The 14,068-nt window shown below is 30.0% G+C and carries 10 protein-coding genes; all 10 read left to right on the top strand.

The genetic code is table 11. The features are described 5' to 3' along the window. Positions 1-89 precede the first annotated feature (89 nt). The 10 genes from BMY79_RS02470 (at position 90) to BMY79_RS02420 (ending at position 14,030) form a co-directional block, all read left to right on the top strand. On the top strand, positions 90-1,283 hold the full coding sequence (locus BMY79_RS02470) for an IS110 family RNA-guided transposase (protein WP_022749187.1): 1,194 nt from the start codon (positions 90-92) through the stop codon (positions 1,281-1,283). Between the two features lie 277 nt (positions 1,284-1,560). Next, positions 1,561-1,770 carry a FeoA family protein gene (locus BMY79_RS02465; protein WP_022749188.1) on the top strand — a complete coding sequence of 70 codons (210 nt, stop codon included), beginning with the start codon at positions 1,561-1,563 and terminating at the stop codon, positions 1,768-1,770. Positions 1,771-1,792: 22 nt separating this feature from the next. Then, positions 1,793-2,017: a FeoA family protein gene (locus tag BMY79_RS02460; protein WP_022749189.1), complete on the top strand. Its 225-nt coding sequence runs from the start codon at positions 1,793-1,795 to the stop codon at positions 2,015-2,017. 25 nt (positions 2,018-2,042) lie between these two features. Further along, on the top strand, positions 2,043-4,238 hold the full coding sequence (gene feoB, locus BMY79_RS02455; protein ID WP_022749191.1) for a ferrous iron transport protein B: 2,196 nt from the start codon (positions 2,043-2,045) through the stop codon (positions 4,236-4,238). Between the two features lie 365 nt (positions 4,239-4,603). Continuing rightward, complete coding sequence (locus BMY79_RS02450; RefSeq protein WP_022749192.1) at positions 4,604-5,716, top strand: ABC transporter ATP-binding protein; 1,113 nt, start codon at positions 4,604-4,606, stop codon at positions 5,714-5,716. 168 nt (positions 5,717-5,884) lie between these two features. Further along, positions 5,885-6,976, top strand: coding sequence for a PucR family transcriptional regulator (locus BMY79_RS02445; RefSeq protein ID WP_022749194.1), 1,092 nt, complete (start codon positions 5,885-5,887; stop codon positions 6,974-6,976). An 8-nt stretch (positions 6,977-6,984) separates the two neighbouring features. Continuing rightward, positions 6,985-8,907, top strand: a complete 1,923-nt coding sequence (locus BMY79_RS02440) for a DNA gyrase/topoisomerase IV subunit B (protein WP_022749195.1) — start codon at positions 6,985-6,987, stop codon at positions 8,905-8,907. A gap of 18 nt (positions 8,908-8,925) precedes the next feature. After that, positions 8,926-11,163, top strand: coding sequence for a DNA gyrase/topoisomerase IV subunit A (locus BMY79_RS02435; RefSeq protein WP_022749197.1), 2,238 nt, complete (start codon positions 8,926-8,928; stop codon positions 11,161-11,163). Positions 11,164-11,358: 195 nt separating this feature from the next. After that, positions 11,359-13,260: an HAD hydrolase-like protein gene (locus tag BMY79_RS11845; protein WP_083383439.1), complete on the top strand. Its 1,902-nt coding sequence runs from the start codon at positions 11,359-11,361 to the stop codon at positions 13,258-13,260. After that, complete coding sequence (locus BMY79_RS02420) at positions 13,251-14,030, top strand: CPBP family intramembrane glutamic endopeptidase (RefSeq protein ID WP_074730366.1); 780 nt, start codon at positions 13,251-13,253, stop codon at positions 14,028-14,030. Before BMY79_RS11845 ends, BMY79_RS02420 begins: the two co-directional genes overlap by 10 nt. Positions 14,031-14,068 lie beyond the last annotated feature (38 nt).

Below are 14,068 nucleotides of genomic sequence, written 5' to 3'. Positions count from 1 at the left end.
TGATGCTGTGGATTGTTGAATTCCTCCTACCACGTTGATGGTTAAAATAAGGTTACAACCACAGCATTTTTTTTATTGAGGTAAGATATATGATATATGTTGGAATTGATATAGCAAAAGATAAACATGATTGTTTTATAAAAAAAACAAATGGTGAATATATAGATACATTTACAGTATCAAACAATATAGAAGGATTTGAAATACTTTATACTAATATTTTAAAATTCAATACAGAAAGCGAGGAAATTAAAGTCGGTTTAGAAGCAACGGGGCATTATGGCTATAACTTGATTGCGTATTTATTGAAACATAATATAAAAGTCTATGTAATTAATCCACTTCATACAAATTTATATAGAAAGAGCATGAGTCTAAGATTGACAAAGACAGATAAAATAGATAGTTGTACAATTGTTTCTATGTTGATGGCAAATTTAAATTTGAAAGCATATACAGATTTAAATTTTATAACGGATGAGTTAAGATCGTTAACTCGTTACAGATATGAAAAAGTAAAAGATAGAGCAAAGTTTCGGAGTACGGTTTCAAAATTGATTTGTATTCTTTTTCCAGAATTAGAAAAAATGGTTTCAACTGTTCATAGTCCTTCGATTTATGCGTTACTTTTAAAATATCCTGATGCAGAACAGATTTCAAGAGCACATCTTACAAAGATAACTAATATTCTTTTAACAAAATCAAAGGGTCATTACGAGAAAAATACAGCGATCCAAATAAGGGAGGCTGCAAGAAAGTCAATAGGAATTAATATGCCCGTGATGTCGTTAGAACTACAACATACAATCATATTATTAAATGAAATAGAAGAACAAATAAATGAAATAGAAGAAAAAATCAAAATTATAATGGATGAAATTGATTCACCAATTACAACAATACCGGGAATTAATTATAGAATGGGAGCAATGATTTTAGCAGAAATAGGGGATTTTTCAAGGTTTAGTTCCCCAGATAAAATTTTAGCATATGCTGGTATGTCACCAACCATATATCAGTCGGGTCAGATTGAACAAACCTCCTATGCACATATGGAAAAAAGAGGATCAAAATATTTAAGATATGCGCTTTTTAATGCAACTAAATATGTTTGTCTGTGGGATCCGATTTTTAGAGAATATTTAGCAAAAAAAAGAGAAGAAGGAAAGTCGTATACAGTGGCGGTTACACATGCAACAAAAAAATTAGTAAGACTTATATATAGTCTAGAAAAAAATCATGAAGAATATATGGAAAAAATAAAGAAGCATAATAAATTATAGATTTTATAAAGTTTTTAATTTTGAATAAATACACCTAAGAAAAGGTGAAAATTTATAACTACTAATAGACGTTTATAACAATAATCGACAATAATAACATATATTAAACATTTAAAATTGTAGTAAAATATATATAAGTAAAAGGAAAATATAACCGATATTCTTATATTTCTATTAATTATTTCCGAAAATACTTGACATGTCACAATGATTAGACTATACTAACACTTAGTAAGATACATTAATAATGATTAGAATAAAGAAAAGAGGGATGTCTATGCCTTTAACAATGGTTGATATTGGTTCGGAACATAAGATTGTCAGAATCGGTGGAAAAGAAGAAACAAGAAAGTTTTTAAATAATCTTGGATTTGTACAAGGTGGAAAAGTTTCTATTGTTTCGAAAATAGATGGGAATTTGATCGTTAACGTTAAAGATTCAAGAGTTGCGATTGGAAAAGATATGGCTAATAAAATTTTAGTTTAAATAATAAAAAAGGAGCTTATAAATGAGAACTTTAAAAGATGTAGGCATTGGTGAGAATGTCAAAGTTAAGAAAATTACAGGCGAAGGCGCTGTAAAAAGAAGAATTATGGATATGGGATTAACAAAAGGCACAGGTATTTTCGTTAGAAAAGTTGCACCATTAGGTGACCCAATTGAAATAACGATAAGAGGGTACGAACTTTCAGTTAGAAAAAATGATGCTGAAATGGTTCAAGTAGAAGACTAAAAAATAAAGTAAGGAGATTAGTAGGATGGCTTTAAAAATAGCATTAGCAGGTAATCCTAACTGTGGTAAAACAACATTATTTAATTCACTAACTGGTTCAAACCAATATGTTGGTAATTGGCCAGGTGTTACAGTAGAAAAAAAAGAAGGAAAATTAAAGGGACATAAAGATGTAAAAATCGTAGATTTACCAGGTATTTATTCTTTATCACCATATACTCTTGAAGAAGTTGTAGCAAGAAATTATTTGGTAAATGAAAAACCAGATGCAATCATAAATATAATTGATGGCTCTAATATAGAACGTAACCTATATTTATCAACTCAGTTGATTGAATTAGGAATTCCAGTAATTATGGCTATTAATATGATGGATGTCGTTGAAAAGAACGGAGATAAAATTAATGTAAATAATTTATCTAAGAATCTTGGATGCGAAGTTGTTACTATTTCAGCTTTGAAGAATAAAGGAATTTCAGCAGCAGCAGATTTAGCAGTTAAAGTTGCTCAAAGTCATAAACTAAATACTTTACAGCACAGATTTGCAGATGATGTTGAAAAAGAAATTGAAAGCGTAGTTAATAAACTTCCTTCTTCTATGCCTACAGAACAAAAGAAGTTCTTTGCGATTAAATTAATTGAACGTGATAGTAAGATTGAAGATTTATTATCAGAAATTCCAAATGTTGAACAGGAAATTAAAAATCTAGAAGAAAAATTTGATGATGATACAGAAAGTATTATTACTAATGAAAGATATGAGTACATCTCATCTATCATTGACAGCTGTGTAAAAAAAGGCAAAAAAGGCAAAGACACAGTTTCTGATAAGATAGATAGAATTGTAACAAATAGATTTTTAGCGTTACCGATTTTCGCTTTGATAATGTTTATTGTATATGGTATTTCGGTAACAAAAGTTGGTTCACCTCTTACTGACTGGACAAATGACAACTTATTAGGTGATGATGGATGGAATTTATTACATTTTGGTCCTCATATACCTGGTGTTCATGCGTTTGTTGGTGATTTATTAGAATCAGTTAAATGTGCTTCATGGTTATCTGGACTTATTAATGACGGTATTATAGCCGGTGTTTGTGCTGTATTAGGATTCGTTCCACAGATTATGTTATTATTCTTCTTCTTGGCTTTACTTGAATCATGTGGATATATGTCAAGGGTGGCATTCATCATGGATAGAATCTTTAGAAAATTTGGTTTATCAGGTAAATCATTTATTCCTATGTTAATTGGTTCAGGTTGTGGTGTTCCTGGTGTTATGGCTTCTAGAACAATTGAGAACGAAAGAGATCGTAGAATGACAATTATGACTACAACTTTTATTCCATGTAGTGCTAAGTTGCCTATCATTGCATTAATCGCTGGTGCTTTTTTCCATAACAGCGCATTAGTTTCAGTAAGTGCATATTTTATAGGAATTGCAGCAATCGTATGCTCTGGTATTATTCTTAAGAAAACTAAAATGTTCGCAGGTGATCCTGCACCGTTTGTAATGGAATTACCAGCTTATCATATGCCAACATTATCAAATGTGTTTAGATCAATGGGTGAAAGAGGATGGTCTTTCATTAAAAAAGCTGGAACAATTATTTTACTTTCAACAATTGCTATTTGGTTTTTACAAACATTTGGATGGGATTCAAAAGGCAATTGGGGTATGTTAGAAGCAGATCAGATTGATGGTTCTATTTTAGCTAAAATTGGTGGTGTGTTTGCATTTATCTTCAAACCACTCGGATTTGGAAATTGGAGAATGGCAGTTGCTGCTATTACAGGATTAATTGCTAAAGAAAACGTTATTGCAACAATTGGTATGACATACGGTATAGCTGAATTAAAAGATGAAGCTGGAGCAGATTATTGGCATCAGTTAGCTATTTCAATCCCAGCTATTGCAGGATATGCTTACTTAGTATTTAACTTGTTATGTGCACCATGTTTCGCTGCAATGGGTGCAATTAAACGAGAAATGAATAATACAAAATGGTTCTTGTTTGCAATTGGATATCAGTGTGGATTAGCTTATGCAGTATCATTAGTTATTTACCAAATTGGTGGATTGTTTACAGGTAATGTTAGCTTTGGATTTGGTACAATTGTTTCAATCGTATTAGTTGCTTACTTTATTTACTTATTAGTAAGACCATACAAAGAGAGTAACGTTTTAACAATTAAGACTAAATCACTTGCAAAATAGCCTTTTTCTATATTATCTATATACATATATTTATATAAATAAAAGTTCTTATTGTTGGTGTATGCCAATGATAAGAACTTTTTTTGCAAAAAAACAAATTATAAGAAAATAAAACAAATATTAAAGAAAAATAGATTATTAAAAAATTAAATTCAATGGATAAATTTACAAAAAAATAAGACAAATTAGGTTAAATTGACTATCAATATATCTATTTCGTCACATTGACAAAGAAAATTAATAATATTTGTTTATTTGCCTATGGAAAATAAAGAGATAAATGTTTATCATAATACTTGTAAAGGAAATGGCAACAAAAGTTGCAAAAGAGAAAATTAAGAAAAGGTTTAGGGAGGATTTAAGGAATGGCAAGTTTATCACTAAAAAATATTTACAAGGTATATCCAAATGGATTTGAAGCAGTTAAGGATTTTAACTTAGAGGTTGAAGATAAAGAATTTATCATTTTCGTTGGACCATCAGGTTGTGGTAAATCTACAACATTAAGAATGATCGCAGGTCTTGAAGATATTTCTTCAGGCGAATTAAAAATCGACGGAAAAGTTGTTAATGATGTTGAACCAAAAGATAGAGATATTGCAATGGTATTCCAGAACTATGCGTTATATCCACATATGACAGTATTTGACAACATGGCATTTGGTCTTAAATTAAGAAAAGTTCCAAAAGATGAAATTAGAAAGAAAGTAGAAGATGCAGCTAGAATTCTTGATCTTGAAAAATTATTAGATCGTAAACCAAAAGCTTTATCAGGTGGTCAGAGACAGCGTGTTGCAATGGGTCGTGCAATTGTTCGTAATCCAAAAGTATTCTTAATGGATGAGCCACTTTCAAACTTAGATGCTAAGCTTCGTGTACAGATGAGATCAGAAATTGCATCATTACATAATAGATTAGGTGCAACAATTATCTACGTTACACATGATCAGACAGAGGCTATGACATTAGGAACAAGAATTGTTGTATTAAAAGATGGTGTTGTTCAACAGGTTGATTCACCTCAAAAATTATACAACGAGCCTAAAAACTTATTCGTTGCTGGATTTATTGGCTCTCCACAGATGAATTTCGTTGAAGCAGCTGTTTCTGTAAAAGGAGAAAGCGTTACAGTTTCAACAGGTGATTGCCAGTTTGAATTACCAAAAGAAAAAGCTAAAAAAGTTATCGCTGGAGGCTATGCTGGAAAGAATGTTATTCTTGGTATCAGACCAGAAGATATTTATGAAGATCAAGAGTCACTTGAAAAATATGCAGATAGCAAATTCTCAGTTGAAGTTTCTGGCTATGAATTATTAGGTGCTGAAGTATTATTATACTTCTCATTATCAGGAGCAAATATGTCAGCTAGAGTAGGTTCTGATACAAAAGCTCGTATGGGTAGCAAGATTCAGTTAGCAATTAATCCAGAAAAAGTTCATATTTTTGATAAAGATTCTGAATTGACAATTACTAACTAGTTATGTAAAATTAAATAGTTGTAAATTATTAGACTGGGTGTGATATTTACACCCAGTTTTCTTTTATAGCAAGTATAGCTAATAATAGGCTTCGTTTGAAGCCCTTTCCCAAGAAGTTCATTTCGTAAAGAGATGTTCAAAGGTATTCGGATACAAAGGAGTTTTTATATGTTTACAAATCAAAAATTACAAAATACATTAGATGAAATTAAAGAAATTACTAAAAAAGATGTGGCATTGTATTCACCAAAAGGAAAATTGATTGCGCATACTACTAAATTTTCAGATGAAGTAGAACAGATGGTTAATGAATTTTCTCGTTCTATGGCTGAAAGTCAAACTGCTAAAGAGTATCATTTTTTCAAAGTAATAGTTGAAGGTGAAATAGATTACATTTTAATTATGACAGGCGGTGGAGAAGATACATATATGGTAGGTCGTCTTGCTGTTTGCCAAATTAGAAATCTTGTTGTAAGTGCTGCAGGTCAGTATGATAGAAATAATTTCATTCAAAATGTCTTATTAGGAAATATGTTAATAGTTGACATCTTTAGTAAGGCAAGAAAACTTCATATTGATCAAGTTCCTAGAGTAGTTTTTGTTATAGACACGAAAGACAAAGGTATTGACGATGCAATGGAATTAGTTAAAAATTTATCTAATGTTAAAACAAAGGATTTTGTGACAAGTGTAGATGAACATAATATTGTATTAGTTAAAGATGTTTCAGAATTTAAAGAAAGTAAATTAGAAAGTGAACTAAAAAATATCGCAAATCTTTTAGTTGATACATTGCAAATGGAAGCAATGATTGATGTTCGTGTTGGTTATGGTAATGTGATTAATCAAATTCCAGAAATTACTGATTCTTACCAAGAAGCAAAAATGGCGCTTGAAGTAGGAAGAGTATTTTTCTTTAAAGAACCAACTATTTCTTATGGAAGATTAGGAATTGGAAGATTGATACATCAGTTACCAATGAGTTTATGTGATATGTTCATTAAAGAAGTTTTTGGAGATGAAATTCCAGAAATATTAGATGACGAGGAATCAATGTCAACTATTATGAACTTTTTCTCTAATAATCTTAATATTTCAGAAACTGCTAGACAATTATATGTTCATAGAAATACATTAGTTTATAGACTTGAACGAATTGAGAAAGCAATAGGGCTTGATATTAGAAAATTTGATGATGCTATGACATTTAGAATAGCTGTAATGGTTATAGCACATATGAAAGATCAAAAAAGGAGTTAATGTAAAGTATGGCAAGAAAACAAGCATACGATGCAAGTAGTATATCAGTCTTAGAAGGTCTTGAAGCTGTTCGTAAGCGCCCGGGAATGTACATAGGTAGTGTTTCACGAAAAGGATTAAATCACTTGATATATGAGATTGTTGATAATTCTGTCGATGAACATTTAGCTGGTGCATGTGATACGATAAAAGTTACCTTAGAAAAAGACGGTTCATGTACTGTAGAGGATAACGGTAGAGGTATTCCGGTTGGAATGCATGCAAAAGGTGTATCTGCAGCAAGGGTAGTATTTTCTACATTACATGCCGGTGGTAAATTTGATAATAATGCATATAAAACATCTGGAGGTTTACATGGTGTAGGTTCTTCAGTTGTTAATGCATTATCGACACACATGGATGTTTGGATTAAACGAGAAGGTTCAATTCATCATGATGGATATGAAAAAGGACATCCTGTTGTTGAATTAGACAATGGTTTATTACCAGTTGTTGGTAAAACAAAAGAAACAGGTACAAAAATCAATTTTTTACCAGATGGAACAATATTTGAAAAGACAAAATTTAAAGCTGATGATGTAAAAAATAGAATGCATGAAACAGCATATCTAAATCCTAATCTTAAAATCATATTTGAAGATAGAAGAAAAGATGAAGTTGAACATATAGAATTTCACGAACCAGAAGGTATTGTTGGATTTGTTAAAGAATTAAATAAAAATGATGAAAAATTGCATGACATAATCTATTACAAAGGCGAAAGTGATGGAATTATGGTTGAAGTTGCATTTCAATACACGAATGAATTCCATGAAAATATTTTGGGATTTTGTAACAATATTTATAATGCAGAGGGTGGTACTCATATTACTGGATTTAAGAGTATGTTTACTACTGTAATTAATAATTATGCGCGTGAACTTGGAATTTTAAAAGATAAGGATCCTAATTTTACTGGAGTTGATGTTAGAAATGGTATGACAGCAGTTGTATCAGTTAAACATCCAGCACCTAGATTTGAAGGACAAACTAAGACAAAATTAGATAATCAGGATGCATCAAAAGCAACTAGCAAAGTTACTAATGATGAAATTCAATTGTTTTTTGATAGAAATTTAGATACTTTAAAAACAGTTATTTCATGTGCTGAAAGAGCTGCAAAAATTAGAAAAGCAGAAGAAAAAACAAAAACAAATCTTTTGACAAAACAAAAATTTTCTTTTGATTCAAATGGTAAATTAGCAAATTGTGAAAGTCGAGATGCTAAGAAAAGTGAAATTTTTATTGTAGAGGGAGATTCAGCCGGTGGCTCTGCAAAAATGGCAAGAAATAGATTGTATCAAGCTATTATGCCAATTAGAGGTAAAATATTAAATGTTGAAAAAGCTAGTATAGATAAAGTTTTAGCTAATGCTGAAATCAAAACAATGATAAACGCTTTTGGATGTGGTTTTTCAGAAGGATATGGTAACGATTTTGATATAACAAAATTAAGATATGATAAAATTATAATAATGGCCGATGCCGACGTTGATGGAGCACACATCGCAACACTGTTATTAACACTATTTTATCGTTTTATGCCGGAATTAATTTTTGAAGGTCATGTATATGTGGCTATGCCACCATTGTATAAGGTTATTCCTTCTCGTGGAGAAGAACAATATTTATATGATGATGAGGCTCTAGCTAAATACAGAAAAACTCATAAGGGTAACTTTACTTTACAAAGATATAAAGGTCTTGGTGAAATGGATGCACAACAATTATGGGAAACAACATTAGATCCTGAAACAAGAATGTTAAAACGAGTAGAAATAGAAGATGGTAAATTAGCATCGGAAGTAACAGCAATGTTGATGGGAACAGATGTGCCCCCTAGAAAGGCTTTTATATATGAACATGCAAGAGATGCTCAACTAGATATTTAAAAAAGAGGTTAATTAAGAATGGATGCAACAAATATTATACAAACAGAATATTCTGAGTTAATGCAAAAATCCTATATTGACTATGCAATGAGTGTTATTGTTGCAAGAGCTCTTCCTGATATTAGAGATGGTTTAAAGCCAGTACAACGTCGTACTTTGTATGATATGTACGAACTAGGTTTAAAATATGATAAACCATACAGAAAGAGTGCTCGTATAGTTGGTGATACTATGGGTAAGTATCATCCACACGGTGATTCGTCAATATATGATGCCTTAGTTGTTATGGCACAGGATTTTAAAAAGGGGATGCCTTTGGTTGACGGACATGGTAACTTTGGGTCTATAGAAGGTGATGGCGCCGCTGCGATGCGTTACACAGAAGCTAGACTTCAAAAGGTAACACAAGAAGTGTTTTTGTCAGATATAGAAAAAGATGTAGTTGATTTTGGCCCTAATTTTGATGAAACAGAAAAAGAACCTATAGTATTACCTGTTAAAATGCCAAATATTTTGATTAATGGTGCAGAAGGTATTGCAGTTGGTATGGCAACTAATATTCCGCCACATAACGTAAATGAAGTTTTAGATGGCGTAATAGCATATATGAAAAATCCAGATATAACGAATCAAGAGATGATGAATTATATCACAGGCCCGGATTTTCCAACAGGAGGTATTATTGCCAATAAAAAGGATTTGTTAAATATATATGAGACAGGTTCGGGTAAAATTAAAATTCGTGGTAAAATCGAAGTTGAACAGGTAAAAGGTAACAAAGAACGTTTAGTTATCACTGAAATACCTTATACAATGATTGGTGCTAATATTGGAAAATTTTTAAATGATGTATATTCGTTAGTAGAAACAAAGAAAACAAATGATATTATTGATATAACTAATCAATCATCTAAAGACGGTATTAGAATTGTATTGGATCTAAAAAAAGGTGCAAATGTGGAAGCACTTAAGAATCTTTTATATAAGAAAACAAAATTAGAAGATACTTTTGGTGTTAACATGTTAGCTGTTGTTAATGGTAGACCAGAAACTCTTAGTCTAGTATCTGTAATTAAACATCATGTTGATTTTCAATATGAATTAGCAACAAGAAAGTATACTAATCTTTTGCAGAAGGCAAGAGAAAAGAAAGAAATTCAAGAAGGCTTGATAAAAGCATGTGATGTAATTGATTTAATTATTGAAATTTTAAGAGGAAGTAAAAATATTAAAGACGCTAAAGCGTGTCTTATAAATGGAGATACTTCAAAAATTAAATTTAAATCAGAAATTTCAAAACTTCAGGCTGGAGAGTTGCATTTTACAGAAAAACAAGCATGTGCGATTTTAGAAATGCGTTTATACAAGTTAATAGGTCTAGAATTAGAATCGTTAAAGAAAGAGTACGAAGAAACACTTGATAACATTGCAACATACGAAGATATTTTAGAAAATCGTTCATCTATGGCAAAGGTTATTATCAAACAGTTAAATTCTTATAAAAAGAATTATGGAAGAGAACGTAGAACTGTAATTGATAATTTAAAAGAAGCTGTTGTAGTTGAAGAAAAAATCAAAACAAAAGATGTAGTATTTTTAATGGATAGATTTGGATATGCAAAAACTGTAGATGTATCTGTATATGAGAGAAACAAGGAAGCAGCAGATTCAGAAAACAAAATAGTTTTAACAGTAAAAAATACAGATAAACTATGCTTGTTTACTGAAGAAGGACAAATGCATCTGCTTAAGATATTAGATTTGCCACATGGTAAGTTTAGAGACAAAGGAAGTCCAATCGACAATATAAGTAATTATGATAGTAAAGAAGAAAGATTGTTATTTGTTGAGAGTATTTTAAATATTGCAAATAAAAAGTTATTATTTATTACTGAAAAATCCATGGTTAAAGTTGTTGATGGTAGTGAATTTAATGTTACAAGAAGAACTACTTCTGCAACAAAAATTAATGATGATGATAAATTATTAAAAATCGTTATTTACGATGAAAATAGTACAATAATTATGCGTTCGAAGAAGGAAATGTTTTTACGATTTGAATGCAATACTATTCCTGAAAAGAAAAAAGGTGCCGTTGGTGTCAGAGGAATGCGCTTAGCTGATAATGATATAATAAAAGAAACTTACTTTATTTCAGAAGATTCAGATACAATAACAGTTGATGTAAAAGGTAAGGAAGTTGTACTTAACCGATTACATATAGCAAATAGAGATACTAAAGGTGTCAAAAAATAAAATTTTAAAGTCTATTATAGAAAACGTGAAATGCTTTGTTTTCTGTAATAGTCTTTTTTTAATAAAATATTAATACTTATGTTTATAATTTGAAAAAATGTGGTAAAATAAAAAAGAGAGATTTTTATAGCGTATTTAGAAATTTTGTGGGGAGCAAGGTTGACAGCGATATGTATTGCGCGGAAAGGGATAAGCATGGATAGTATAAATATTAATAAACTTAAAATTTTTGCATCTTCTGGCAGATTTTATTATGTTAATGCAACATTGTTTCAAGATAATAAAAAAGTTGCAACAGAAGATGATATCGAAAATTCGACAAATTATAAAATGGTATGCGATACAATTATAAGTGAATTCGCCAAGTCGGATTTTAATTTGTTAGAAACAATAACAGACAGAATAAGTAAAGAAATTTTACTTCGTTTTCCTCTCGTAAAAAAAGACATAATAGAGGTTGAGTATAATAATTCGACGAGAGATATATTATTTGAAAAAGTAGTAACAAGTATCACAAGAAAATGGAGTAGAGTATATATATATTGTCAAACTCAATTCGATGGAGATATTTCTGAAAATCGTAAAAAGTTCTTAGATTCAATCGATAGGATTTCGGAGCATGAATTAATAAAGAATGTTAAGCGATCTACTTTGAATTTATTAAAATATGAAGGTATGATTCTTAATACAGCAGTTGAATTTGATACAATTTTAGAATTAGATACTTTAGTTTCGTATTTGAATTATATTAAGAGTCAAGCAAAAGTCAAAACAAAAATTGATGTAAATTTTGATATTATTTTCTTTGACGATTTAGTGTATGATGATGAAAATATAGTAGTACCATTTGCTGGAATGGAGGACAAAATATATATATTAAAGGCTATATCAGAGTTAAATCCTAATAAACGTCATCCTATTTCAAAAGTTACAGTTGGTGAATTATACGGAGAAAAGCTAGATAATATTAAAAGAAAATTTGATAATATGAATTATTCGAAGATAGAACATGTTGATACTCCATCGGAGAAAGAAATATTTGACCAAGGTCAAAAATATTGTGAAGACTCAGAAGAAGCAACATATGGAGAGCCACAACAATATGATGATACTTTAGAAGAAGCAACATATGATACTACACACAACTTTAATTATGTTACCGAAGCAGCAGAGTATGAAGGTGATCAAGAAGATGAGCAAGTATACAATGAGTCTACATCACAAATAATAAGTGATAACCATCAATTAGATACTTCAGATGAGGTTTCTTATTATGATGGTGAAGGTGTATCATATGATGAAGTTAGCGAAAGAAAAAAAGAACAACAAGATGAACTTGAACGTAAGATCGCAGAAGCAAAAAATGTATTATATACAAGCAAAAATCTTGTTTCTAGTTCAGTTGATTTGATTGTTAATAGAGAAAAAGAATTAAATAGTCAAACTAAATTAGTACTTTTTGATTTAGATGGAACTTTAATTGATACATCTGAAGGAATTACTAAAAGTGCAAGATATGCTTTAAATCATTTTGGAATATGGGATACTAAATTAGAAAATCTAAGATTTTTTATTGGACCACCACTTGATTATACTTTTAAAAAGGCATATGGTTTTGACGATGATAAAACACAAGAAGCAATTAAAATATTTAGAGAAAGATACTCAAAAGTTGGGCTATTTGAAAGTAAAACATTTAAAAATATAGGAAAATGTCTTAGAGAATTAAAACGTAATGGCTATAAAATAGCTGTTGCATCTTCTAAACCAGAAAGCTCTTGTAGACAAATTCTAGAATATTTTAATATATTTGATTATTTTGATGAAATAGTTGGTGCTACATTTGATGGTAGAATTAGCACTAAAGAGGAAGTTTTAGAGGAAGTATTTAGAAGATTCAAAGATACTCCAAGAAAGAATATGTGTTTAATTGGGGATACTATTTTCGATGTTAAAGGAGCAAAAAACAAGGGGATTCCATGCATCGCAGTCTCATATGGTTTTGGAGATACCAAAGAATTAGAGGCATCAAATGTGTTTGCAGTTTGCGATAATGCAGAGGAAATACCTGAAGTATTAAGAAAATTATGGACTTAAGTAATAAAGAAAAAATCAAAATTTTATTTAGAGAAGCATTTGTACCGTTTTTGTATTATCACGGAATATTTTTTTTTACGGTAACGATAGTAGGTTTCATTTTATTTGGCGGAATTGATAAAAACTACATGATTTGTCATATGATAGGAGCAGGAATGACTGCTTTTGTCATGTGCAAAACATATACTAAGGATATATGGTGGTCAACTAAAAAATATACTAATAATAGTAGAGATATTAGTAAGCTACTAGTATTAATATTTGTAGTTATTGTTATTGCATTTTGCTTAAATGATTTATTAATGTATTCACCATTAATTAAATTGTCATATTCTTATAAAAATACAAGCAAAATATTTTACACAGGTGGTTTAATTGTAGAAATTATCGGAAATGCAATTTTAACCCCTTTAGCTGAAGAAATAATATACAGAGGCATAATTTTTAACAAGTTGAATTTATACATGAAAAAAAATATATCTATAATTTTGTCAGCTTTAATTTTTGGCTTAGTACATGGAAATATTGTTCAGTTTGTGTATGCATTTGTGTTTGGTATTATATTTGCATGTTTAGTTGAAAAGGATAAAGGAATACAAATATCTATTATTTTACATATGTGTGTTAATTTATTTGGTGTATTAAGAACAAATTTTAAATTTTTAAATTTTGTTTTTGCTAACAATGTAGCACTTGATGTCATTTTAAAAGCTATATTATTAGTAGGGTGTTTTTTTGTTGTTTTTATTTACACAAAAAATAATGATTAACCGATAATGTATAAGATAGAACATGATTTTTTCAGCAG

It is taken from the genome of Lachnobacterium bovis, from assembly GCF_900111325.1.
Classification (GTDB): Bacteria; Bacillota; Clostridia; order Lachnospirales; family Lachnospiraceae; genus Roseburia; species Roseburia bovis_A.
Note: the sequence above shows the minus strand (reverse complement) of the source record. Positions and strands in the feature narration are given on the sequence as shown.

Excerpts from the sequence above, each read along its gene's own strand:
- BMY79_RS02470 (WP_022749187.1), top strand. The coding sequence starts at position 90 with ATGATATATGTTGGAATTGATATAGCAAAAGATAAACATGATTGTTTT.
- BMY79_RS02465 (WP_022749188.1), top strand. The coding sequence starts at position 1,561 with ATGCCTTTAACAATGGTTGATATTGGTTCGGAACATAAGATTGTCAGA.
- BMY79_RS02460 (WP_022749189.1), top strand. The coding sequence starts at position 1,793 with ATGAGAACTTTAAAAGATGTAGGCATTGGTGAGAATGTCAAAGTTAAG.
- feoB (WP_022749191.1), top strand. The coding sequence starts at position 2,043 with ATGGCTTTAAAAATAGCATTAGCAGGTAATCCTAACTGTGGTAAAACA.
- BMY79_RS02450 (WP_022749192.1), top strand. The coding sequence starts at position 4,604 with ATGGCAAGTTTATCACTAAAAAATATTTACAAGGTATATCCAAATGGA.
- BMY79_RS02445 (WP_022749194.1), top strand. The coding sequence starts at position 5,885 with ATGTTTACAAATCAAAAATTACAAAATACATTAGATGAAATTAAAGAA.
- BMY79_RS02440 (WP_022749195.1), top strand. The coding sequence starts at position 6,985 with ATGGCAAGAAAACAAGCATACGATGCAAGTAGTATATCAGTCTTAGAA.
- BMY79_RS02435 (WP_022749197.1), top strand. The coding sequence starts at position 8,926 with ATGGATGCAACAAATATTATACAAACAGAATATTCTGAGTTAATGCAA.
- BMY79_RS11845 (WP_083383439.1), top strand. The coding sequence starts at position 11,359 with ATGGATAGTATAAATATTAATAAACTTAAAATTTTTGCATCTTCTGGC.
- BMY79_RS02420 (WP_074730366.1), top strand. The coding sequence starts at position 13,251 with ATGGACTTAAGTAATAAAGAAAAAATCAAAATTTTATTTAGAGAAGCA.